Origin of the sequence: Marseilla massiliensis (assembly GCF_016899855.1) — a bacterium.
GTDB lineage: Bacteria > Bacteroidota > Bacteroidia > Bacteroidales > Bacteroidaceae > Prevotella.
In genome coordinates, this window is sequence record NZ_JACJJG010000007.1 from 1 (window position 1) to 22,613 (window position 22,613).

26 protein-coding genes are annotated in these 22,613 nt (G+C 41.9%); 4 read left to right on the forward strand and 22 right to left on the reverse strand.

The features are described 5' to 3' along the window. Positions 1 to 165: 165 nt before the first annotated feature. From rsxA to nusB, 17 genes are all read right to left on the reverse strand, one after another. On the reverse strand, positions 166 to 768 hold the full coding sequence (rsxA, locus tag H6A34_RS02885) for an electron transport complex subunit RsxA (RefSeq protein WP_205103334.1): 603 nt from the start codon (positions 766 to 768) through the stop codon (positions 166 to 168). Between the two features lie 3 nt (positions 769 to 771). Further along, on the reverse strand, positions 772 to 1,356 hold the full coding sequence (rsxE, locus tag H6A34_RS02890; protein WP_021948648.1) for an electron transport complex subunit RsxE: 585 nt from the start codon (positions 1,354 to 1,356) through the stop codon (positions 772 to 774). Between the two features lie 15 nt (positions 1,357 to 1,371). Continuing rightward, positions 1,372 to 1,995, reverse strand: a complete 624-nt coding sequence (locus tag H6A34_RS02895; RefSeq protein ID WP_205103336.1) for an RnfABCDGE type electron transport complex subunit G — start codon at positions 1,993 to 1,995, stop codon at positions 1,372 to 1,374. Next, on the reverse strand, positions 1,992 to 3,002 hold the full coding sequence (locus H6A34_RS02900) for an RnfABCDGE type electron transport complex subunit D (RefSeq protein ID WP_205103338.1): 1,011 nt from the start codon (positions 3,000 to 3,002) through the stop codon (positions 1,992 to 1,994). Before H6A34_RS02900 ends, H6A34_RS02895 begins: the two co-directional genes overlap by 4 nt. Positions 3,003 to 3,035: 33 nt before the next feature. After that, positions 3,036 to 4,388, reverse strand: coding sequence for an electron transport complex subunit RsxC (rsxC, locus tag H6A34_RS02905; RefSeq protein WP_205103340.1), 1,353 nt, complete (start codon positions 4,386 to 4,388; stop codon positions 3,036 to 3,038). After that, a complete protein-coding gene (locus tag H6A34_RS02910) occupies positions 4,385 to 5,284 on the reverse strand; it encodes a Fe-S cluster domain-containing protein (RefSeq protein ID WP_205103342.1) in 900 nt (299 codons plus the stop codon). Before H6A34_RS02910 ends, rsxC begins: the two co-directional genes overlap by 4 nt. 60 nt (positions 5,285 to 5,344) lie before the next feature. Beyond that, entirely contained in the window at positions 5,345 to 5,770 is a 426-nt protein-coding gene (locus H6A34_RS02915; protein WP_239480730.1) for a SoxR reducing system RseC family protein, read from the reverse strand. 626 nt (positions 5,771 to 6,396) lie between these two features. After that, positions 6,397 to 6,834, reverse strand: a complete 438-nt coding sequence (locus tag H6A34_RS02920) for a hypothetical protein (protein WP_205103344.1) — start codon at positions 6,832 to 6,834, stop codon at positions 6,397 to 6,399. Between the two features lie 66 nt (positions 6,835 to 6,900). Further along, complete coding sequence (locus H6A34_RS02925) at positions 6,901 to 8,406, reverse strand: glycoside hydrolase family 10-like protein (RefSeq protein WP_205103399.1); 1,506 nt, start codon at positions 8,404 to 8,406, stop codon at positions 6,901 to 6,903. Between the two features lie 667 nt (positions 8,407 to 9,073). Continuing rightward, positions 9,074 to 10,180, reverse strand: a complete 1,107-nt coding sequence (ald, locus tag H6A34_RS02930; RefSeq protein WP_205103345.1) for an alanine dehydrogenase — start codon at positions 10,178 to 10,180, stop codon at positions 9,074 to 9,076. Positions 10,181 to 10,326: 146 nt separating this feature from the next. After that, the gene (locus tag H6A34_RS02935) at positions 10,327 to 11,025 is read right to left on the reverse strand and encodes a DUF2461 domain-containing protein (RefSeq protein ID WP_205103346.1); all 699 of its coding nucleotides are present in this window, start codon (positions 11,023 to 11,025) and stop codon (positions 10,327 to 10,329) included. Positions 11,026 to 11,065: 40 nt separating this feature from the next. Beyond that, positions 11,066 to 11,716: an endonuclease III gene (gene nth / locus H6A34_RS02940; protein ID WP_205103401.1), complete on the reverse strand. Its 651-nt coding sequence runs from the start codon at positions 11,714 to 11,716 to the stop codon at positions 11,066 to 11,068. Further along, entirely contained in the window at positions 11,700 to 12,131 is a 432-nt protein-coding gene (locus H6A34_RS02945) for a DUF5606 family protein (protein ID WP_205103347.1), read from the reverse strand. Before H6A34_RS02945 ends, nth begins: the two co-directional genes overlap by 17 nt. A gap of 68 nt (positions 12,132 to 12,199) precedes the next feature. Beyond that, positions 12,200 to 12,754 carry a dephospho-CoA kinase gene (coaE, locus tag H6A34_RS02950; RefSeq protein ID WP_205103403.1) on the reverse strand — a complete coding sequence of 185 codons (555 nt, stop codon included), beginning with the start codon at positions 12,752 to 12,754 and terminating at the stop codon, positions 12,200 to 12,202. A gap of 10 nt (positions 12,755 to 12,764) precedes the next feature. Beyond that, the gene (locus H6A34_RS02955) at positions 12,765 to 13,625 is read right to left on the reverse strand and encodes a CdaR family protein (RefSeq protein ID WP_338088583.1); all 861 of its coding nucleotides are present in this window, start codon (positions 13,623 to 13,625) and stop codon (positions 12,765 to 12,767) included. A 122-nt stretch (positions 13,626 to 13,747) separates the two neighbouring features. Then, positions 13,748 to 14,086 (reverse strand): preprotein translocase subunit YajC, encoded by a 339-nt coding sequence (gene yajC / locus H6A34_RS02960; RefSeq protein WP_205103350.1) that lies wholly within the window; start codon positions 14,084 to 14,086, stop codon positions 13,748 to 13,750. A gap of 25 nt (positions 14,087 to 14,111) precedes the next feature. Continuing rightward, complete coding sequence (nusB, locus tag H6A34_RS02965) at positions 14,112 to 15,059, reverse strand: transcription antitermination factor NusB (protein ID WP_205103353.1); 948 nt, start codon at positions 15,057 to 15,059, stop codon at positions 14,112 to 14,114. A gap of 223 nt (positions 15,060 to 15,282) precedes the next feature. On the opposite strand from nusB, the gene H6A34_RS02970 reads away from it, so the two are divergent. From H6A34_RS02970 to purN, 4 genes are read left to right on the forward strand one after another with little or no spacing between them, the layout of a single operon-like run. Then, complete coding sequence (locus H6A34_RS02970) at positions 15,283 to 15,885, forward strand: 50S ribosomal protein L25/general stress protein Ctc (RefSeq protein WP_205103355.1); 603 nt, start codon at positions 15,283 to 15,285, stop codon at positions 15,883 to 15,885. Between the two features lie 12 nt (positions 15,886 to 15,897). Beyond that, a complete protein-coding gene (gene pth / locus H6A34_RS02975) occupies positions 15,898 to 16,479 on the forward strand; it encodes an aminoacyl-tRNA hydrolase (protein ID WP_021948631.1) in 582 nt (193 codons plus the stop codon). Beyond that, positions 16,469 to 16,915, forward strand: a complete 447-nt coding sequence (locus H6A34_RS02980) for an RNA-binding S4 domain-containing protein (protein WP_021948630.1) — start codon at positions 16,469 to 16,471, stop codon at positions 16,913 to 16,915. Before pth ends, H6A34_RS02980 begins: the two co-directional genes overlap by 11 nt. Before the next feature lie 50 nt (positions 16,916 to 16,965). After that, positions 16,966 to 17,538 (forward strand): phosphoribosylglycinamide formyltransferase, encoded by a 573-nt coding sequence (gene purN / locus H6A34_RS02985; protein ID WP_205103358.1) that lies wholly within the window; start codon positions 16,966 to 16,968, stop codon positions 17,536 to 17,538. 119 nt (positions 17,539 to 17,657) lie between these two features. Here purN and H6A34_RS02990 read toward each other — a convergent pair whose 3' ends face one another. From H6A34_RS02990 to H6A34_RS03010, 5 genes are all read right to left on the reverse strand, one after another. After that, positions 17,658 to 18,560 (reverse strand): rhamnogalacturonan acetylesterase, encoded by a 903-nt coding sequence (locus tag H6A34_RS02990; protein ID WP_239480732.1) that lies wholly within the window; start codon positions 18,558 to 18,560, stop codon positions 17,658 to 17,660. Between the two features lie 96 nt (positions 18,561 to 18,656). After that, positions 18,657 to 20,024 (reverse strand): histidine--tRNA ligase, encoded by a 1,368-nt coding sequence (gene hisS / locus H6A34_RS02995; RefSeq protein ID WP_205103362.1) that lies wholly within the window; start codon positions 20,022 to 20,024, stop codon positions 18,657 to 18,659. Between the two features lie 140 nt (positions 20,025 to 20,164). Continuing rightward, the gene (locus tag H6A34_RS03000; protein WP_205103364.1) at positions 20,165 to 21,439 is read right to left on the reverse strand and encodes an adenylosuccinate synthase; all 1,275 of its coding nucleotides are present in this window, start codon (positions 21,437 to 21,439) and stop codon (positions 20,165 to 20,167) included. After that, complete coding sequence (locus H6A34_RS03005) at positions 21,420 to 21,929, reverse strand: Fur family transcriptional regulator (RefSeq protein WP_021948625.1); 510 nt, start codon at positions 21,927 to 21,929, stop codon at positions 21,420 to 21,422. The genes H6A34_RS03000 and H6A34_RS03005 overlap by 20 nt, the downstream gene beginning before the upstream one ends. Positions 21,930 to 21,992: 63 nt before the next feature. After that, entirely contained in the window at positions 21,993 to 22,613 is a 621-nt protein-coding gene (locus tag H6A34_RS03010; RefSeq protein WP_205103366.1) for a DNA alkylation repair protein, read from the reverse strand.

Genomic DNA, 22,613 nt, shown 5'->3' on the forward strand with positions numbered 1-22,613 from the left:
TGAGGCCTTGCCTGTACACATTGAAAAAACTGCGCAACTGCAACTCTTTTAATGGTGCCTTATCCCGAACTCAAGTAAAATTAATACAAAAAAGAAAAGTGTCTCAGCACCACAGGATTGTCTCCGGTACCAAAACACTTTTCCATAATAAATATTTACACTATATCAGTTCAATCCGAACAATGCCTTCAAGCCTCCGTCGACACCTGAAAAGCCCATGAAAGCAAGACTCAAAAGACCTGCCGTGACAAGAACTATCGCCATGCCGCGCATACCTTTAGGAATACTTACCATGGCAAGCTGCTCACGTATACCTGCAAAAATAATCAATGCGACGGCAAAACCTACCGCTGTTGAAAAAGCATACACGACGCTCTGTATTAACGAATACTCCTTCTGGATAACAAGAATCGCAACGCCCAATACGGCACAGTTGGTGGTAATCAGCGGAAGATATATGCCTAATGCCTGGTAAAGCGACGGCGAAACTTTCTTCAATATAATCTCCACCATCTGCACCAAAGCGGCAATGACAAGAATGAACGCTATAGTTTGAAGATACTGCAGCCCCATAGGGTTGAGCACATATATCTGCACAAGGTAGGTCACTATTGTTGAAAGTGTCAGCACAAACGCTACTGCCGCTCCCATACCGAGCGACGTCGATATCTTTTGCGAAACTCCAAGGAACGGGCAAATACCGAGGAATTGTGACAACACGATGTTGTTCACGAATATCGCCGAGATGAAAATCAATAAATACTCCATATATTACGCCTTCTTAAATCTATTAACTATCGCTATCAAAAATCCGAGAGTGATAAACGCTCCTGGAGGTAGAATAAAGAGAAGCATGTTGGCCGTCTCTGGTAAAAGCACCATGCCGAATATTGAACCGGCACCAAGCAGTTCGCGAACGGCACCGAGCAGTGTCAACGCAATACTGAAGCCAAGACCTATTCCGATACCGTCAAAAAGGCTCTCTATCGGCCCATGGCTGCACGCGAACGCCTCGGCTCGTCCGAGAATGATACAATTGACCACGATAAGCGGTATATAAAGGCCAAGTGTTGCATAAATTGCCGGTACATATGCCTGCATAAGCATTTGCAGTATCGTGACAAACGATGCTATGACCACAACAAACACGGGTATTCGCACCATGTCCGGAGTCAAGTTCTTTATCAAGGATATTACCAGGTTGGAGCATATAAGCACGAACATGGTAGCCAGTCCCATAGACATCCCGTTCATGGCTGATGTCGTTGTAGCCAGCGTAGGACACATTCCGAGGAGAAGTACAAACGTAGGATTCTCCTTTACAATGCCGTTGATTAATATTTTAATATAATTCATGATAACATCTGTTTTTTAATTATTGTGTTTCCCCGTAGCTCCTGTATGTGCGTCAACAGGCAGCGACTTATAAGCCTGGTAGGCTTGGTTGACCGCCAACAGGAAAGCTCTGCTCGTTATTGTTGAAGCCGTTATCGCATCAACCGTGCCTCCGTCTTTTGACACGGTGAGATTGTCAGTTGCCGGATGTTTCCCTACAATACATCCTTTACCATCTTTCTGGAACCACTTATCGGCTTTTGCGCCAAGTCCTGGAGTTTCTGAATGCTGGAGAATAGTATATCCCAAAATCTTGCCTTCGTTATCGAAACCGACCAATACCTTCAAGTCTCCACCAAAACCTCCAGATGTACTTTCAACAGCCGCACCTAAAGGCTGCTTGTCAGGTCCAACGGTTTCGTGTATAACGAAAAGCATTTCCTTACCCGCCACGTTTTGCCTTACGGTATCATCTTTCGCAACGGTCAGTTCCACACCACCCATAACAGACTTTATGCCATCGGCAAGAGCCTTTTGCGCCTGCTGTCTTATGGGCGCTTCCGTCACATGGTTTACATAAGCCAGGATTCCGCCCGTTATCAAAGCTACACCTACCAGAACAACAACCATGTTCGTTATCGTTGATTCAAGTTTCTTCATTTTCCACCCTCCTTGTTTACTGTTTCACCAAAACGCTTGGGTTTCACATACGTGTTAATCAGCGGTGTAAACGCATTCATGATAAGAATAGCGAAAGACATACCTTCTGGATACGCTCCCCAATTTCTTATAACAACGGTAAGAAAACCTATTGCGACGCCATATATTATCTGACCTTTATGCGTCATCGGTGAAGTCACATAATCTGTTGCCATAAAAATGGCGCCAAGCATAAGTCCACCACTAAGCAATGTAGCAACTGGATTGGCGTAAACAGGGTTTGCAAGATGCAGCAACCCACTGAAGACAAACACCGTGGCAAGTATGCTTACAGGGATATGCCAGGTTATTATTTTCTTCCATAACATATACGCCAAGCCTATAAGGAGCGCTAAAGCACACACTTCGCCTATCGCTCCCGCACCGTTGTTTAAACCTGGATCACCAAGTAAAAGCGACAAAGAGTCAGGAAGCTTATCGAGAACAGACGCATCTCCGCTCTTTATTGCGGCTTTCATTATACTTAACGGTGTTGCCCCTGTCTGTGCGTCTACGTAAGACGCAACCTGTCCGGCTATCGGCCAAGAAGTCATCTGTACAGGGAATGATGCTAAAAGAAAACAACGTCCGACCAACGCAGGATTAAACGGATTGCATCCCAAGCCTCCGAAAGTCATCTTTCCCACGCCAATTGCGACTAAGGCTCCTATTATAACAATCCACACAGGAATATTTGAAGGTAGATTGAAACCAAGAAGCAATCCCGTCAATATAGCTGAACCGTCAGTAATCGTAGGCTGGCGCTTAAGCATATATTTGGTTATCGCCCATTCAAAGAATACACAAGCTGCAACGCTCGATGCGCAGACTATAGCCGAACCGACGCCAAAATACAGGAACGACACAAGCAATGCCGGCACCAAGGCTATAATTACACCGTACATATTGCGCTCAACACTATCCGTGCCATGCGCATGCGGCGACAATGATACTATCAGTTTATTCATCTTTAATTCGTTTGCAATTTCTTTAATTGTAATTTATTTTTTCGCGTTACGCGCCTTAATCAAGCCCATAACGGTACTCTTGCCAAAACGTATGTTATCAAGCATTGGCCTATGGGCAGGACAAGTAAACTGGCATGAACCACATTCGATACACGACGTAACTCCTGCCGCCTCAACTTTTTCCCAATCATGCAACGCACTTGCAGTTGCCAACAAATAAGGTTCCAGTCCCATAGGGCATGCGCTTACGCACTTGGCACAACGTATACACGGTTGTGCAGGCTTACGCTTTGCTTCATCACCGCTCAAAATAGTTACACTATTGGTTCCCTTACAAATAGGAACCTCGACTGAAGTCAGCGCCTTGCCCATCATAGGGCCACCAGCCAACAACTTATTGTCGCCCTCCGGCATTCCGCCGCATTCATTGATTAAGTCTATCATGGGAGTACCCATGCGTACGAGAAAGTTTGCCGGGTGGGCAAGTTTCTTGCCAGTTACGGTTGTGTAACGCTCAAACAACGGTTTGTTTTTCATTACTGCCTGATATACAGCATACGCCGTTCCAACGTTCTGTACAACAGCCCCTACATTGACGGGGATGGCAGGCGGAGCCGGTACTTGACGGCGTATCACTGCGTCAACAAGCTGCTTTTCGCCACCTTGAGGATATTTCTTTGCCAATGGAACAATCTCAACATTGGGATTATCTTTGGTCTTCTCCTCAAAAAGCCGTATCGCGGCAGGCTTGTTTTCCTCAATACCGATATATCCTTTGTTTACCTTTACCGCTTTCATCAGCAGGTCTAAGCCAACAAGGATTTCGTCTGCATGTTCCATCATGAGCCTATAATCCGAAGTGATGTAAGGCTCACACTCTACACCGTTCAATATAACACACTCGGCCTTGGCTGTAGGCGGAGGGCACAACTTTATAAATGTGGGGAAGCCTGCGCCGCCCATACCGGTGACTCCGGCTTTCTTCACACGCTCAATTATTTCCTCTGGTGTAAGTTCTGGATGGGCGTCCAAAGTCTCAAGTTTATCCGAGCGGTCAATACTTTCCTCCCACTCGTCACCCTCAACCTTAACAATTATCACCGGCTTACGGTATCCAGTCGCGTCGATGGCTTCATCTATCTTCATAACTGTGCCCGAAACCGACGAATATACAGGTGCAGAAACAAATCCTCCAGCCTCTGCCAACAAGGTTCCGACTTTTACCTTATCGCCTTTCTTAACTACAGGTTTTGCAGGCGCTCCAATATGTTGAGAAAGCGGAAATATTGCCTGCTGTGGAAGCTTTGCCACCTGAGTAACCGACTCAGAAGACAATTTATTTTCCTCTGGATGTACTCCGCCTATTCTAAAAGTTCTGAGTTTCATGCTTTTACCTCCTCTTGTTTGAGTTCTACGTCATCTTTCTCCACGTCACTTACAACGGGTTTGGCCTTCGGCGCGGGAAAATTAATGGCCACGATGGCATGTGTAGGACAGACCTCAACGCACTTTCTGCACAAACGACACTTGTCGGGGTCAATATATGAAAGATTGCCCTGTATTGTTATTGCACCGAAATTACATTCTTTCTCACACTTTCCGCAACCTATACAAGCGGCTTTACATGCCTTCATCGCTGCGGCCCCCTTGTCTTTATTGACGCAACGTACATAAACACGGCGGTTCTTCACGCCCCGCTTACGCAATTCGATAATATGGCGAGGACAAGAATTCACACATGCACCGCAGGCCGTGCACTTATCTTCATCAACCTCTGGCAATCCTGTTTCATCATTAATCTTGATTGCTCCGAACGAACATGCGCTGACACAATCACCACAGCCGAGACATCCATACCCACATCCAGTTTCGCCGGCTCCGCATGAATTCATAGCCGTACATGTACGCAACCCGCTGTATTCAGCTATACGTGGACGTAATTCACACGTCCCGTTACAGCGGACAACGGCAACTTTAGGCTCGGTATTGGCTACCGCCATACCCAATAAATCGGCAACCTGCCCCATCACCTCAGCTCCTCCAACCGGACAGTAAAGCCCATCGAGCGAACCGGCATCGGCACCTTTGACCAAGGCTGAAGCCATACCCGAACATCCGGGATAGCCGCAACCGCCGCAATTGGCACCAGGCAACAATGCCGTCACCTGTCCCAAGCGAGGGTCTTCATACACAGCAAACTTCTTGGAACAAACATATAGCACCACAGCCGACACCAGCGCAATGCCTCCAAGAACAGCCACTGCAATCAAAATAAAGTTCATAAGTTTTGTAATTTGTTTTAGTTATTGTTATTTGATTTTATCCCCACATTAATAATATATTTATTCACGCTCGACGCGGAACGACAAACGAGCACGGATTTTATCACGGCACATATATATAATAAAGTAATATGGCACCAACGAGCCAAGACTTGCCAATGCCGCATTGACTTCATTGCCCGTCAACGACATCACGGCAAACAACACCACAACCAACAAGAATAACGGAACGACAGAACTAAGCAATACGGCAAAAAGCCCTGAATTCTGTGAGGCTATGACTACAACCTCATCACCAACTCTATAGTCATGGCCATCGCATTTACCGACGTCAATAATCTTTTCTTTACTTTCTGACGCATTACAATGTCCTGCAACCTTGCATGAAGCACACGCTGAAGTCTGGATGATTCGCACCTTTATGCAGTCATCCGTTATTTCGTCAATTATACCTTGATGTTTAATATTCGCACTTATGTTGTTCATGATGGTTTTGCAAACTCGAGTTTGCAAATGCAAAGGTAATATTATATTTTCAAAGTAAGCAAGAAAAAAGAAAATTTTATACAAATAATTACGATTTTAACGTTTTTCCGTAACCACAAAAACAATATCCTGCCTTAATGCTCTATTTATGTGAATGCCGCAAAGTTTTCAGGTAAAGCAATACTATAATCCTACCAACATAAAAAAAGAATGGTAGCATAACACGTTAAACGCCAACCTGTTAGACAGAACACATATTCTTTAAATAAAAAAGACTGTCTATCGACGATGAATTCACGGCCTTTTCGTACCGTATAGACGGTCTTTGGAACATCTAAACACGGCCTTTTACATGCTTGGCAATAAAGACACATTCAACATGTAAGAAAAAAAGAAACAGGTTTTCTATATCCCCTGTTATACAAGACGGCTCATGATGGTTCGTCATATCATTCTTTACTCATGGCAAACGGTTGTAAAAACATTTGCGTAATCCCATACCGGCAAGCAAAAAGTAAGTATGTAAGCTCCACAACCGGCCACAAGACAAATTTTACATGATTATCCATTGCTTGACGCCATAATACACCAATGCACTGGACATGAACCGACAGGCACTTCAAACATTACTTTAGAAGTTCATCAAGAAACTTGTCAAGATCTTCATCAAGTCCTTTCATCAAGTCGCCACCGATAATCTTAATATCGCTATCCACAAGATATAGCTCAGAGATATGCTCACGTTCGTCTGTCTCAAGAACAAAACTGTACGGTTTCAAAATGCTCATGTGCTCAACATTGTCCTGCATACCGCTAATCACCGAACGTATTACGTCGGCAGCATTATCATAAAAATCAGTAGACGTATCGTTGATCCATTCACCTATAACACATCGTGTTATCTCGTTATCGTTATCGTCAAATGCCATAAGCTCCCCACTGTCCTGTGCAAGACTCAGGTGTATGTCTGTCATGACAGTAGGTTCCTCAACAGGAGGAAATTTCTGGGTAATCTTCCTGATGAACCGTTCAATCTGTGTTATCGTTGCTTCACTTGCTTTCATTTTATTTATATTTTCGAATTTCCGTCTTGATTCTTCATAAATAATAATACCGTCCGATCTCCTTGATCAAAACTTTATCTTCTTATCTTTGGGCTTGCTTTCATTACTCATACGGTCAAGAGCCGTAACAGCAAAACGAATCTTACACCCTGGTTCAATATCACGTACAGGAATTTCATAAAACTCGTCCGTAGTAACCGCTACAATTTTCGACGGATCATCTGTATTGACACGCTCGCCGTCCGAAAATCTATAAACCACGTAACGCACAGCCTCATTCTTCCACCCATTGCCTTTAGGTTTCTTCCAGAAAAGAACTGGCTTACCGTCTATATCGACAATCTTGACCTTACGAACCTTTTTGGGAGCCTTACCGTCAATATATGGCATTGTAGGAACAAAAGCCGGATACTTCCAATAAACATTCTTCAGGAGTGAACGGTAATTGCCAACATTATCGACAACAGCCTTGGCATACCAAAGGACAGTGCCGTTTACATTATCCATCTCTGCATGTAATTTACGCTTTGCAGGCAGTTGGTTTATCCTGCTGTTGTTCAAGTCGGCATACTTTACAGTACGCTCAACGTCCTCACCTATATAAAGGTGTCTCTTGCCGGCATATTTATTCCACCATTTTATCAACGTTTCATAATCAGCCGCTTTATTACCGATTTGCCAATATAACTGCGGCGCACAATAGTCCACCCAACCATTGTTTACCCACATCAAGACATCCGCGTACAGATCGTCATAATTCTGGAGGCCAGTGGTCATACTTCCTATCGAAGGCGCACTTCTCTTGTTTCGGTAAATACCGAAAGGCGACACCCCGAACTTAACCCACGGCTTTACATCATGGATGGTCTTGTAAAGCTGCTCCATAAACAAGTTGACGTTAAAGCGGCGCCAATCGTTAATATCCTTTATGCCATTATTATATTTTACAAATTCTTCATTGTCGTGTATGGACAGTCCAGCCACAGGATACGGATAAAAATAGTCGTCTATATGCAGTCCGTCAATATCATAACGTGCCACTATATCGGCCACAACCTTACATATATAATCACGATTTTCAGGAATTCCTGGATTAAGTATCATTTGGCCGTCATAGGCAAATACCAACTCGGGATGTTTTATTGCTATGTGCTTGCGCGAAAGCTCCGTCGTAGTCTTGGTCTTGGCACGATAAGGATTGATCCACGCATGCAACTCCATTCCACGCTTATGGCATTGCTCCACCATCCACTCCAACGGGTCCCAATAAGGAGATGGCGCCTGTCCTTGTTTTCCGGTTAGGAAACGGCTCCACGGCTCATAAGGACTATTATATAAAGCATCGCATTCCGGCCTAACTTGGAATATTATCGCGTTAACGCCACAATCCTTGAGAATATCAAGCTGGGACGACAATACATCTTGCATTTGGCGTGTCCCCATTCCGAGAAACTGACCATTAACACACTGTATCCATGCCCCCCTGAACTCACGCTTCAAAGAACCGTCGGAATAGGCTGAAATACTGCTCAAAAGAAGAAGGCAAACTGTTAAAAACAATTTAAGCCGCATGTATCCATATTTTTTCATACGCCAAAGTTACGATGTTTTATCCATAAAAACAAATATATCAAACAAAAAATATCCATCAAGACAACAGGATAATTAAAACTACTTGTAAAAACAAGAGCTATTTTTACGCTTATTTACTAATCAATGTTAAAATAATATTTTGTGTGGGCACACACTATTTTTACAAAAAATAAATCTTTTATATTATTTGGTTAATATAAAAAAAGTGGTTATATTTGCAACTGTTATCCTGAAAACAATCTTTTTACCTTAAAAAACTAATACCTATTGAAGATATAGAGCGGTTGCCTGTGAAGGCCATCGCTTTATTTTTTGCCATAAATCACATACATTTAAACACTATTATACGGTTATACTCAAGCCCACGATTGCCACAACTCTTAATCAATCACAACTGCCTAGGAAAAACGGTTTTGAAAGCCATGTTACAATTTGACGCCTTTCAGTTTCTGAAACGCCGCCTTTTAGAAGATAAAAAGCCATCTTTCGCTACCCAATAAAGCACATATTAAAAATACATCCCTATATGCTTGAAATTCAAGAATTTATACAACTACTGAGATATAGGGAATGCATGCCGGACATATATTATCCGTTATAAACAAAAAAACCGTCTGCCAAATAATTTGGCAGACGGTTATCTAAATTATAAATCCAAATGTTCGTATGGCATACCGAAAACATCGGCCACTGCCTTATAAACAATTTTTCCTTCAACGACATTAAGTCCCTTATACAATGCAGGGTCAGCTTTGCAGGCCTCTCTCCACCCCTTGTCGGCCAATGCCACTGCATACTTCAATGTCGCATTGGTAAGAGCCGTTGTAGATGTGTTAGGAACAGCACCAGGAATATTAGCCACGGCATAGTGTACAATTCCGTCCACATCATAAGTAGGCTCACTATGTGTTGTTGGCCGGGACGTCTCAAAACATCCACCTTGGTCTATCGCTACGTCAACAAGTACCGTACCTGGTTCCATAAGCTTCAACATATCGCGGGTTATAAGTTTCGGAGCTTTGTCACCGGGAACAAGGACAGCGCCTATCACGATATCCGCATCCTTGATTTCAGTAATTATGTTATTAGTAGAAGAATAAACCGTATTGACGTTAGCAGGCATATTTATCGACAAATCATGCAACAATGGTAACGATATGTCTGTAACGACCACATCGGCTCCCATTCCAGCGGCAACCCTTGCGGCAGCTTGGCCAACTACACCTCCGCCAAGAACGACAACCTTGGCAGGACGTACCCCTGGCACTCCGCATATCAACTTACCCTTGCCCCCTTTGGTCTTTTGCAGATAATGCGCTCCGTTTATAGTAGCCATACGGCCGGCAATCTCACTCATTGGCGTCAACAACGGTAATGAACCGTCTGACAATTGCACAGTCTCATATGCCAGGCATACTCCACCGCTTTTTACCATCGCTTCAGTAAGTTCACGACTACATGCAAAATGGAAATAAGTAAACACGAGTTGCCCGTTACGTATCAGACCATACTCAGGCTTAATTGGCTCCTTTACCTTTACTATCATTTCTGATATACGGTACACGTCCTCAATCGTCGGCAAGATATTGGCACCTACCCCAATATACATCTCATCAGTAAATCCACTGCCCAAACCGGCTGTTGCCTGAACATAAACTTCATGACCGTGCTTTACCAGTTCTGAAACACCCGCCGGGGTCATGCCTACACGATTCTCGTTGTTCTTAATTTCTTTTGGAATACCGATTTTCATAGCTTGAAGTTTTTTGGTTAATAATTATTGGATTTTGCAAATATACAAAATTTTCCGTTACACATACATCCCTAATAAAAAAATTGCTTCAAATACATATAAAAACAATAAATCCTGTCATATTGTTACATATGACAGGATTTATCTCATTCATAATCATCAATAACCGAATTTATAAAGTCCATCATCGGTTTCCCTACTTTCAAAATGTCAACGATACCGTCAAGCCATCCGTCACCTTCGAAAAAAGAATCAGACACGCCATGCCAACAGCAATAATCTTTCATCCGCAAATATTGAATGAACTCATAGTCTCTCGGAAATCCTGACGGAGCAGTCTTTAAGTTTTCAAGACCAAACCCTTTCGCATCATCCCATGTATTTTCTCCAGGCCTTCCGAAAAATTTAATAAAACGATTATCCTCAACAATACTACGCCATTGGTCTATGTTCGCCACTATTTCATTTCTACATGACGTTAAAATGTTAGTTGGCAACCAATAATTTCCACAAGAGACAAGACAATGCCCAGGCTCTAAATGAATATAATATCCACCATGAAGCGCTTTCTTGCCATGAGCTGCGATGTATGCGCCGAGATGTGTCTTATAAGGAGATTTATCTGAAGAAAAACGAGTATCCCTGTAAAACCTGTAAGTAGTATCTTTTGCAGTAAGATGTTTAACAGATGGATCAAATTCCGCTATTCGGGCAATAGCCTTGCTTATACCATCCTCAAAATCACTTTTAACAGCCTGATACTCAGACTTGTTTGCAGCGAACCATTCACGGTTGTTGTTCTGCTTTATACCGCTGAGAAAATTCAAGATTCTTTGGGCCTGCATACCTTCATAATTATTAAATCCTAAACTCGGTAATTCAATATCACTCCAGCTTGGAACCTTCCATCTGTTTCGGACAAAAAGATTCGAACTGGCATTTATCACAATGTGGTGCACGGCTGGTGCAAACATACCGTCCATGCAGCAATAACCAATGATGCGCATCTGCCACCATATCCAAAGGGATATTCCTCATCAGTTCCTTCTCTACCTTCAAAGGTGTGTCACAACTCTTAGGAACAAGTCCTAATCTATGGCTGACCCTGAAAACATGTGTATCAACTGCTATCACGGAACGTCCAAAAGCAACAGCCTGTATTACGTTAGCCGTCTTCCGCCCAACTCCCGGCAACTTCATCAGGTCATCCATTGTATTAGGCACCTCGCCTCCATACTCAGCCATAAGCATTCGAGACATTTCAACTAAATGACGCGACTTTGAGTTCGGATACGACACACTCTTTATCAACTCATATACTTCATCCGCTTCGGCTGCAGCCATTGACTTTGCATCAGGATAACACTCGAACAGTCGCGGAGTTATCATGTTCACGCGTTTGTCAGTGCACTGGGCACTGAGAATGACAGCGACTAATAGCTGATAGACACTGCCAAACTCAAGCTCAGTAGTTACTCTTGGCATTTCTTTACTGAAATACTCAAGAACAAAATTATATCTATCCTTCTTTTTCATCCCCGTCGCCTGCATTCGCGGGATTATCAAAATCAGTTATCCCATTGTTCACCAGGATATCATACCACTGCATCAGTTTTTTTATGTCACTGTCATGAACGCGATCACGGTCATACTCTGGTAAGACATTCGCAAAATAATCACGCAACTCCTTTGAACTACATTTCTTATAGTTCAAGGACAAAGCCTTCCCGTTTTCTCCTTTAAAAATATTGGAAAATACTTTTGTAAGGGGGATATCGTCGGATTCTGTATAAATTGCAATGTCATTCAAACTTGTAACACTATCACTTGCGAATATAGGAAGACGTTTATGAGTTTCGTCAACCTTTTCAACTATTAAGTTTGTCTTACCTCTCGATACGAGTTTGTAAAGTCCCGGCTTTCCTGAAATAGAAAGAATTGTCTGTTCCATTTTATTAAAATAATTTTACTACTTAGATTTATATTTTATTCAAGATATCAATTAAACTTATACTGAAATTATACCAAAGAAGCGCAAACCCTATCGACTTGGATTTCAAGATTTTGAATACCGTCATTCTCAATTATAAAATCGCTACGGCTCATCACTTCTTCTTGCGGCATTTGCCTTGCTATCCATTCAAGAGCTTTTTCCCGTGAAATCCCGTCACGCTTTATAATCCTATTAACTCTGGTCTCAAGCGGAGCTGTAACACAAACAACCCTATCCACCAACTTGTCAAAACCACTTGAATACAAAATTGCACATTCCATCCATGTATATCCAGAATGGATGAAATCATCTGCCACAGCTGGATGTACAATGGAATTAATCTTATGGGCATGTTCTTCACTTTCAAGCAAATAAGAAGCAAGTACAGCCTTTTGTAACACGCCATTAAAATAAACGTTTTTACCTATAATTTCGGTCAATGCTGCTTGCAGTTCCTCTGATGTGGCCATTATGCGCTTAGCCGCCCTATCACAATCATATATCGCAACGCCACGCTTTTCAAACAAGCGGCAAACATAACTCTTGCCACTACCAATGCCTCCAGTCACGGCAACCTTAATCTTTGCCATATTACTGCTCCTCTATCAAATAGTCCACCTGGTCAACATTTATTCTTGCATTGCGCACTCCATGTGGAACAGAACGCAAATAAATATTGCATTTCTCAGACGGATTATCCACCACTTCATTATAGTCAGCCACCACCTTAAATAGTTCCGGACGAATTGAACGGAACATACTGGCCCCAACCGTAAAGGTTACTGTGACACGTGAGGGGAAGGTACGTAACACCTTACCTTCAGGCATATTAACAGCAACTATGGGCACTTCACATTTTTCCTCGGTAAGAATATCCGGACAAATAGAAATCTTTACCTCTTCCGGAACATACTTCACTCCTTTCACTTTACGCAAACCCACATTCTTTATTAAAGTATCCGTAAGATTAGTGACATTAACCGGTTGGGTATTAACACTCTTAATACTATCAAGCATTTCACTGCTTGCATATATATCCACCGAATCCGGAGAAACAAACAGCTTTGACACATAATAACTTTGGCCTGGAACAATACGGCCCAACAATTTAATAGGCACACGTTTCTTTAAGCCATAGTTGAAAAAATACTCAAACTTATCGGGTGTCATGCCGATAACCTGTGTCGAATTGAACAATTGACGAGTTATCATCTTCTGCAACTCTGAAGATGGTAACACGCCTGAACCTGTTTTCTTCGCATAATTCTTGAACTTCACTTTCACAGGCTGTATCTTGTTTCCATAAATATACGCCAACAAAGAGAAGCCCTTATCGCGAACAGTAATTCTTACATTAGTCGTCGTATCGCTTGTAAGCACCACGTTTTGCGGTATCTCAACAAGCTGTACCGGGACATCCAATTCCCGGTCGTATGTCTCGTTCAAGACCATAAGGAGCCAAAATGTTCCACTTAAAACCAAAAAGAACAAGAAAATCAAGAACTCCCTATTCACCCAACTGAATAGGAAGTTCCTCGTTAGTTTTAATATGTGAAACAATTTTGAGTCGCCCATTATTTGTTTTGTACATTTGCAGCGCCCATATTAGACGCTACGTCTGCAAATACGTAATTCTTGTCTACACGAATAACGACTCCTTTAGAAATTTCTATGTCCACAATATTTGTCGTCAGATCTATCTTCTTTACAACACCGTAAATACCTCCTCCGGTTACGACATTAGTTCCTTCTTGAAGGCTGTTTTGGAATTTCCTTATCTCCTTCTGCCTCTTCTGCTGAGGACGAATCATAAAGAACCACATGATGACAAATATTGCCACCATAAAAATAAGGAACATGCCACTGCCTCCTTGTGCGCCCTGCTGTGAGGCCAATAAAATAAATGTGTTCATTTTCTGTTAAATATAATATTGATGATTATTTCTTTCGTGTCTTTTCCCCCATCGGCTTTAACAGGACTCCCGAAGATATTAGGTAACGTGCAATGGCGTCAAGCATGCCATTAATATAACCTGAACTCTTTGGCGTGCTGTATATTTTTGCTAAATCAACATACTCATTAATGGTTACGTTTATAGGTATATTGGGGAAATTCAACATTTCGGCAATAGCAATCTGCATTATAACCACATCCATGTAAGCGAGGCGGGAAAAATCCCAATTACGTGATGTCTCGCTCATATAACGCTGATACTGGTCGGCGTTCAAGATCGTTGCACGGAATAATTTTCGGGCAAAATCCTTATCGTCTTCATCCTTGTATTCAGGTAAAAGCTCTTGCTTTACGCTATTTTCCGGTTCGAAGCGCTTTATTGTCTTCAATACAAACGTATCGACTATCTCCTTATCGTCATTCCAATACAAGCTTTTTTCCTCAAGAACGGTATCCAGCTCGTCATTATCCATTATAAGGCTTTTATACAACTTACGCCAAACCTCACGATCAGCCTCATACGAGCAGTCGTCACTTTCTATATAATCTATATATATACGGCTTTGAGCTATTTGTGAATATAACTTTCTAACAAATTCAACATCATCATCCCATGTCTGCTTTTGGTTTGCGATAAAATCACACAATTGTTTGTTCTCCTCAAGCTGGGTCGCGAATTTATTATCCACAAATTTACTCGAAGGCAACGGCAAGCCTTCACGATTTGCCTTGGCAACTTCAACATCATAGTATTTCCGAGCCTCTTTTGAGACTGCTACTATCAGCGCCAACAAATAATGGTATAGGTGATAAGCCTTGGAAAGACTAAACAACAGCTCCTTTTCTGCTGCATCCAAATTTCGGTTTCCGTTTTGATAGTATGCATAGGTTAACTGGACTATCTTTATTCTAATCAATTCCCTGTTAATCATTACTCAATGTACATTTTCTACTTTTACGTTGCAAAAGTATGCAAAAATTAATTTATCTGCAAGAAATTCAGTATGTTTTTATCCGTTTTTTTTGTAATAATTTGTGTGTTAAAATAAAAAGTAATAAATTTGCACCGCTTTTTCAAAAGCATCACGTGAAGAATCATTCCGTGTGATGGCGAATTAAGCAACATTAATAACTTAATTTAGAGTAACACACATTATGAAAGAAATTGATGTAAAAGGCCAGAAAAGAGTTGAAACAGGCAAGAAAGCTTCAAAATTGTTAAGAAAAGAAGGTCTTGTACCTTGTAACCTTTATGGCGAGAAAAAAGACGAGAACGGAAATCCGGAAGCAATGTCGTTCGCTGTTCCGACTAACGAGTTGCGTAAAATCGTCTACACTCCTCACATTTATGTAATCAATCTGATTATTGACGGAGAGAGTCACACTGCCGTACTGAAAGAACTTCAGTTCCATCCTGTTACAGACACACTGTTGCATGTTGATTTCTACGAGATTAACGACCAGAAGCCTATAACAATCGGCATTCCGGTAAAACTTACAGGTTTGGCTCAAGGTGTGCGTGACGGTGGACGTATGAACCTGTCTGTACGCAAGATCAACGTTACAGCCAAATACCAGGATATACCTGAACATCTCGACATCGACGTTACAAGTCTCCAGATTGGCAAGAGCATTAAGGTCGGCGACTTGCATTTCGAAGGACTCGAGCTCGCTACAAGCAAGGATGTTGTCGTATGCTCAATCAAGGCTACACGTAAGTCTATTGCATCAGCAAACGATGCCGCATCTGCTGAATAACGACAGGCGATAATGGACAAATATTTGATTGTTGGTTTGGGTAATCCAGGCGATGAATATGATGGAACCCGCCACAATACAGGATTTATGGTATTGGACGCCTTTGCGAAGGCGTCCAATATTGTTTTTGAGGATAAGCGTTACGGATTTATATGCGAGACAAGCCTGAAAGGACGGAAGGTGATCCTGCTAAAACCCACCACGTACATGAACCTCAGTGGCAACGCCGTCAGATATTGGATGAACAAAGAAAACATCGCATTGGAACATCTGCTGGTCATAGTTGATGACTTGTCACTACCTTTAGGCGCATTACGCCTTAAAGGCAAAGGCAGCAATGGTGGACATAACGGACTTGGAAACATACAAAGCGTTATCGGCACACAACAATATGCAAGGCTTAGAGTCGGTATCGGCAATGATTTCCCAAAAGGCATGCAAGTTGACTGGGTTTTAGGAAAATACGATGAAGAAGACATGAAAGTCCTCGGTCCGAGCATAGACTCGGCTGTAGATATAATAAAAAGCTTTGTCTTAGCCGGCCTCAACATAACGATGAACCAATTTAACAACAAGCACGCGAATGGCAAATGATACTGCAAGAATAGATAAATGGCTCTGGGCCTCACGGATATTCAAGACGCGCTCAATAGCCGCTTCTGCATGCAAGAACGGGCGTGTAACCATTAAAGGTGTCAACGTCAAGCCATCACATATGATAAAAACCGGCGACATAATAAGTGTAAAAAAACCGCCCGTAACCTATTCATTCAAGGTGTTGCAATGCATAGAACAACGTGTCGGGGCAAAACTTATTCCCGGTATATATGAAAACGTAACTGACGCAAAGCAGTATGAACTTCTGGAAATGAGTCGGATAAGCGGTTTTGTCAACAGGGCAAGAGGTACCGGAAGACCTACCAAAAAAGAACGTAGAAGTCTTGACGCGTTCATTGAACCTGCCATGTTCGGATTTGAAGACGACGATTATGATGATGACACCGATTCTAACGAAGATACCGATTATTGACTGTAGCCAACCTACTTTTTTTCACGCACCTATTATTTATCCTGAGCAACATGACCAATATTGCGATTTTCGTTTCCGGCAACGGAACAAACTGTGAAAACATAATAAAGTATTTCCGCGACAAAAAGGACATCAACGTTTGCCTGGTAATAAGCAACAAAGCCGATGCCTATGCCTTAATACGCGCCGCAAAATACGGTATCCCATCCAAAGTACTGACGAAACAGGAACTTTATGATGAGGAAAACACAATGAAAATACTTGAAACATATAATGTCAATTTCATCGTGCTTGCAGGCTTTTTGCTCATGATACCAGATTTTCTCATCAACAAGTTTGACCATAGAATCATAAATATACACCCTGCCCTGTTACCGAAGTTCGGAGGAAAAGGCATGTATGGCCATCATGTACATGAAGCTGTTAAGGCTGCAGGAGAAACAGAAACGGGAATAACCATACATTACGTAAGCAACGTATGCGATGGAGGAGAAATAATCGCACAATTCAAGACAAACCTATCGCCCACAGATACAGTTGAAGACATTGAGGAAAAAATACACATTCTTGAACAACAGCATTATCCACAGGTAATAGAAAATACAATTACCGAAAGAAAATAGACAAAACGCAGATACTCAACAACTTGGTAATACGCCATGTATTACCTCACAAAAAACGGCATATTGCGTAACCAAAAGACACCTTTGACATCGCAATATGCCGTTAATCATAATATTATTTACAGCCACTTAGCGCCGGCACTCAAAACAAACTTTATCTTCTTGTTCTTCGGAATCGAAGGCTTAGCCCATTCTCCGTCACCGACAAGTATAGTAACACTGCGCCCTGGCTCGGCTGCATCTATTGCGCTTTGTAAATCAAAATACAATCCCGAGCCGTCGTTTGCCACAGACATATCATAATGCCTAAAATAATCCTTCAACTCTGGCACTTCATCCGCCACAGCTTCGGCCAAAAGTCCTGCTACAATATATGCGCCGTAGACATTATAATGAGTATTGTCTTGCCTCCCGTCAGGCAAGTATTCCACCTCACCCGGCCTGTACCACATGTGCAATTTCTTTGAACCATCCGGTCCGAGTCCCTCCTCCAAATCATGAGTTATCTTGTTGGCATCAACAAAAGGAACGTCCAACTCCACGGCTACATTACGCGGCGAAAGCAAATATGCTCCATGAGTATCCACCAAAGTGTCACCTTCAGCAAGATAATTGGATGAATTATCACGTCTGTCGTCATCTTCTACAGCAGTCTTGCTGTCTGCAAATGTACGCCTTACGACACTATTAAACAAGACCGGTATTCCCCCCTTGCGACGGGTCTCATTAACAAACCTGCGCAAATTGTCATCAAAAGACGTTCCAGGGTCCGTATGGCGCAAGGTGTCGGCTTTCTCGTCATTATGCCCGAATTGTATAAAAACATAATCACCCGGCCTTATCTGTTCAACGACCTTTTGCCAATGTCCCTCGGCGATAAAACTTTTTGACGACCTTCCGTTCAGCGCATGGTTGTTGACGATGACATTATCCGTAAAGAAATTCTTGAGCATCATGCCCCATCCTCTCTCAAGTTTACCGCCACTGACATCTTTATTGGCCATAGTTGAATCGCCAATCATAAATATCCTGACCTTTTGTTCACTTTTGAAGGCAGATAAAACCAGTATGCCTGCCACAGCCAAAAATATATACTTAACGAGTCTCATACCTAAACCTTATTTCTCATTGCAGATAATCGAGACAAGCTCGTCTGCGTCAACAAGTTTCTGTTCACCGTCAACCATATTTTTCAACGTAATCTTGTTCTCTTTCATCTCGTTTTCGCCAGCAAGAGCGACATAACGTATTTTGTTATTATTGGCATAGGCCATCTGCTTTTTCATCTTCACCGCATCAGGATATATTTCCGTTGATATCCCGCACGAACGGGCTTTTGACACTATGGGCAAACAATATGCAGTCTCTCTTTCTCCGAAATTTATGAACAGAAGCTGCGTTCCCGATACAGCATTGTCTGGATATAAATCCAACGCATTAAGCACATCGAAAATTCTGTCGGCTCCGAACGAAATACCTACACCACTAAGGCCAGGCATTCCGAATATACCTGTAAGATTGTCATAACGCCCTCCGCCGGTTATACTGCCTATCTGTACATCCAAAGCCTTAACCTCAAATATCGCTCCTGTATAATAATTCAAGCCACGCGCCAATGTCAGGTCAAATTGCAACTCATTTTCAAGACCTATATTCTTAAGCACGCCAAAGATGTAACGCAACTCCTCTACACCCTTTTGTCCAATTTCCGAATCCTTGAGCAGACCACTTATTACGTCTAACTTTTCTTCATTACTACCAGACATGGATATTATCGGCTGAAGTTTCTCTATTGCTTCGGCACTTAGGCCGTCTGCCGCTAATTCCGCATTAACGTTGTCTATTCCGATCTTATCTAATTTATCAATAGCAACCGTAATATCCACGATTTTATCAGCCTCGTCTATATATTCAGCTATTCCTGTAAGAATCTTACGGTTGTTAATCTTTATCTGTACACGAATACCAAAACGCTTGAATACAGTGTCAACAATTTGCACAAGCTCAACTTCGTTCAGCAAAGAGTCACTTCCTACAACGTCTGCATCACATTGGTAAAACTCCCTGTAACGTCCCTTCTGCGGACGGTCAGCACGCCATACCGGCTGAATCTGATAACGCTTGAAAGGCAATTGTAATTCATCACGATGCATTACCACAAAACGTGCGAAAGGAACAGTCAAATCATATCTCAATCCTTTCTCACAGAGTTTTGACGCAAGATGAAGCGAATCACCATTCTGCAACTCATTATCGCTTAATTTGCTTAAATAATCTCCGCTATTCAATATTTTAAATAGCAATTTGTCGCCTTCTTCTCCGTACTTTCCAAGCAAAGTCTGCAATGTTTCCATAGCAGGAGTCTCTATCTGCTTATACCCATACAAAGCAAAAACCGACTTAATCGTATCAAATATATAATTACGCTTTGACATTTCTATAGGTGAAAAATCGCGCGTACCTTTAGGTATTGAAGATTTGTTCATCTTTATTGAGAATTAAATAAAAACGTAGATTAGAGATATTCTCTATTAAATTAATATCAATAAAAGCAATTAAAGAAATCAAGGATTATGCCATAAACAGTAAATATGCCATCTCCTTGATTTCTTCATTTTAACAATAATTATTTCCTTATAATCGTTTGCTCACGGTCAGGCCCAATAGATATTATCTTGATAGGAGTATCCAACTGGGCCTCAAGAAATTTGATATAATCAACAAACTCCGCTGGAAACTCGTCTTCACTCGTCATTTTTGTCATGTCGGTGTTCCAGCCTTTCAATTCTTTATAAACGGGCTCTATATCATGCTCTATGTCAAACGGGAATTCTGTTATTTCCCCTCCATTACGTTTATATGCCACACATGCCTTTATTGTATCAAAACCATCAAGCACGTCGCTCTTCATCATTATAAGTTGCGTAACTCCGTTTATCATTATAGCATAACGCAAAGCAACCAAGTCTATCCATCCACATCTACGCTCGCGCCCCGTAACGGCACCGTACTCATGCCCTAACTGACGAATCCTTGCACCTGTCTCATCAAACAGTTCAGTCGGGAACGGCCCTGAGCCGACACGTGTACAATAAGCTTTCATAATGCCGTAAACTTCACCTATCTTATTCGGGCCTATACCCAATCCGGTACAAGCTCCCGCGCAAATTGTATTGGATGAAGTGACAAAAGGATAACTTCCAAAGTCAACATCAAGCATCGTGCCCTGTGCGCCTTCGCACAAAATGCTTTTACCTTCTTTCAAGGCATTGTTTATTGTGTGCTCGGAATCAATGACATGGAACTGGCGGATAAAATCGACCCCTTCCATCCACTTTTTCTCAACATCAGTTATATCATAATCAGTATAACCCAAAGCCTTCAGCATTTTTTCATGCCGTGCCTTGTGGGCTGCATATTTTTCCTCAAAACCATCAAATATATCACCGACACGCAAACCATTACGCGAAATCTTATCCGTATATGTAGGGCCTATGCCTTTACCGGTTGTACCTACTTTATCCTTACCCTTAGCCATTTCATAAGCAGCATCAAGCAGTCTATGGGTCGGCATTATAAGATGAGCCTTTTTTGATATATAAAGTCTTTCTTTCAATGGATGCCCTGTTCGTTCAAGGTCTTTTGCCTCTTCCATAAAAAGATCTGGAGCAATAACCACACCATTACCTATAATGTTGATTTTACCTCCCTGGAATATTCCGGAAGGAATACTTCTCAACACATATTTTTCACCTTCGAACTCAAGGGTATGACCTGCGTTCGGACCACCTTGAAATCTAGCGACTACATCATATCCCGGAGTAAGCACGTCAACGACCTTCCCCTTGCCTTCGTCGCCCCACTGCAAACCTAACAGCACATCAACTTTGCCTTTTTCCATATTCATTATAATGTTTATTCTTGTTTGTACTTTCTTTCTTTTTCTGACGGGTCAGCATGGCTTGACACGTACTGCATGTACCATAAATATATACAGAAAAACTTTCCTTACGAAAGCGTTTCAGATGTATACCGTCCAAAGTTTCCGCAATTTCAGGAATCTTCACCTCCATTACCTTACCACAAACAGTACATACCTGAACACATCTGTTGTCACCATAACATGCTTTATAACGCATACCGTCATATAAGCGCTGACAAACAACCAAGCGCAATGCCAACAATAATTTTATTGTATTATAAAGCGTGGCGCGGCTCACGGGGAAATTCATCTCCTCAAGTCGACCACTTAAATCCTGCAAGGAAAAATAAGAAGTAAAACCATACACCGCTTCCAGTATCGCAAACCTTTCTGGAGTTTTGCGACAATTGTTTTGTTCAATATAATTGTCCAAAACCTGTCTTGCGGCTTCGTATGAATTACCTTTCATTCCTCAACTTGTCGTATCGTGTTACAAAAATACAACAAATTCCCGTATTAGGTGCCTATTATATTAAAAAATATCCAAATCGTATGATTTAAATGCCGATTTCAATATTTTATTATGTCCCCCATCCATTTGGCCAAAACGAGTCAAGGCATTAACCACAGAATGCCGAACAGAAACATTCTCATCACTCAAAGTAGCCTGAGCCTGGTCAATAAATTCATTTATTTCCCGCTCACTAAACTCCACATTCTTGGCAAATAACCGTGCAAGGACATTGTATCCGCAAATCACTTCATTCACCTTATCTGCTGCTAACCATCTTAAAGCATAGTTCTTTGCATCATCCAAATATTGAAACAAATTGAAAGCAAGCATCTCTGCTATTTCCTGATTAGGAATCTGACTTATCCATAAATCAACAATATCAGGCTCCATCTCAGACGGTGGCATGATCATCGTCGCCAATATTTTACATTCGCGAATATTCTCTTTCCATAATTCTATGGCAAGATTATAATCCTTGCCATATTCCTTGGCAATAAATTTTAGCAACGGAAGTCCTATTCCCCAATTAATTTTATACCCTAACCCTTTGTCGCGCATCGACTGTGACGCAACACCATTCATCTGCAATCTAAAACTTGCTTTTATTTGCTTGAGCTTGTCTTGTGTATCCTGCTCCAT

What these genes read in the sequence shown, in the direction of transcription:
- rsxA (WP_205103334.1), bottom strand. Translation starts at nt 768, where the DNA reads ATGGAGTATTTATTGATTTTCATCTCGGCGATATTCGTGAACAACATC.
- rsxE (WP_021948648.1), bottom strand. Translation starts at nt 1,356, where the DNA reads ATGAATTATATTAAAATATTAATCAACGGCATTGTAAAGGAGAATCCT.
- H6A34_RS02895 (WP_205103336.1), bottom strand. Translation starts at nt 1,995, where the DNA reads ATGAAGAAACTTGAATCAACGATAACGAACATGGTTGTTGTTCTGGTA.
- H6A34_RS02900 (WP_205103338.1), bottom strand. Translation starts at nt 3,002, where the DNA reads ATGAATAAACTGATAGTATCATTGTCGCCGCATGCGCATGGCACGGAT.
- rsxC (WP_205103340.1), bottom strand. Translation starts at nt 4,388, where the DNA reads ATGAAACTCAGAACTTTTAGAATAGGCGGAGTACATCCAGAGGAAAAT.
- H6A34_RS02910 (WP_205103342.1), bottom strand. Translation starts at nt 5,284, where the DNA reads ATGAACTTTATTTTGATTGCAGTGGCTGTTCTTGGAGGCATTGCGCTG.
- H6A34_RS02915 (WP_239480730.1), bottom strand. Translation starts at nt 5,770, where the DNA reads ATGAACAACATAAGTGCGAATATTAAACATCAAGGTATAATTGACGAA.
- H6A34_RS02920 (WP_205103344.1), bottom strand. Translation starts at nt 6,834, where the DNA reads ATGAAAGCAAGTGAAGCAACGATAACACAGATTGAACGGTTCATCAGG.
- H6A34_RS02925 (WP_205103399.1), bottom strand. Translation starts at nt 8,406, where the DNA reads ATGCGGCTTAAATTGTTTTTAACAGTTTGCCTTCTTCTTTTGAGCAGT.
- ald (WP_205103345.1), bottom strand. Translation starts at nt 10,180, where the DNA reads ATGAAAATCGGTATTCCAAAAGAAATTAAGAACAACGAGAATCGTGTA.
- H6A34_RS02935 (WP_205103346.1), bottom strand. Translation starts at nt 11,025, where the DNA reads ATGCAGGCCCAAAGAATCTTGAATTTTCTCAGCGGTATAAAGCAGAAC.
- nth (WP_205103401.1), bottom strand. Translation starts at nt 11,716, where the DNA reads ATGAAAAAGAAGGATAGATATAATTTTGTTCTTGAGTATTTCAGTAAA.
- H6A34_RS02945 (WP_205103347.1), bottom strand. Translation starts at nt 12,131, where the DNA reads ATGGAACAGACAATTCTTTCTATTTCAGGAAAGCCGGGACTTTACAAA.
- H6A34_RS02955 (WP_338088583.1), bottom strand. Translation starts at nt 13,625, where the DNA reads ATGGTCTTGAACGAGACATACGACCGGGAATTGGATGTCCCGGTACAG.
- yajC (WP_205103350.1), bottom strand. Translation starts at nt 14,086, where the DNA reads ATGAACACATTTATTTTATTGGCCTCACAGCAGGGCGCACAAGGAGGC.
- nusB (WP_205103353.1), bottom strand. Translation starts at nt 15,059, where the DNA reads ATGATTAACAGGGAATTGATTAGAATAAAGATAGTCCAGTTAACCTAT.
- H6A34_RS02970 (WP_205103355.1), top strand. Translation starts at nt 15,283, where the DNA reads ATGAAAGAAATTGATGTAAAAGGCCAGAAAAGAGTTGAAACAGGCAAG.
- pth (WP_021948631.1), top strand. Translation starts at nt 15,898, where the DNA reads ATGGACAAATATTTGATTGTTGGTTTGGGTAATCCAGGCGATGAATAT.
- H6A34_RS02980 (WP_021948630.1), top strand. Translation starts at nt 16,469, where the DNA reads ATGGCAAATGATACTGCAAGAATAGATAAATGGCTCTGGGCCTCACGG.
- purN (WP_205103358.1), top strand. Translation starts at nt 16,966, where the DNA reads ATGACCAATATTGCGATTTTCGTTTCCGGCAACGGAACAAACTGTGAA.
- H6A34_RS02990 (WP_239480732.1), bottom strand. Translation starts at nt 18,560, where the DNA reads ATGATTGGCGATTCAACTATGGCCAATAAAGATGTCAGTGGCGGTAAA.
- hisS (WP_205103362.1), bottom strand. Translation starts at nt 20,024, where the DNA reads ATGAACAAATCTTCAATACCTAAAGGTACGCGCGATTTTTCACCTATA.
- H6A34_RS03000 (WP_205103364.1), bottom strand. Translation starts at nt 21,439, where the DNA reads ATGGAAAAAGGCAAAGTTGATGTGCTGTTAGGTTTGCAGTGGGGCGAC.
- H6A34_RS03005 (WP_021948625.1), bottom strand. Translation starts at nt 21,929, where the DNA reads ATGAAAGGTAATTCATACGAAGCCGCAAGACAGGTTTTGGACAATTAT.
- H6A34_RS03010 (WP_205103366.1), bottom strand. Translation starts at nt 22,613, where the DNA reads ATGGAGCAGGATACACAAGACAAGCTCAAGCAAATAAAAGCAAGTTTT.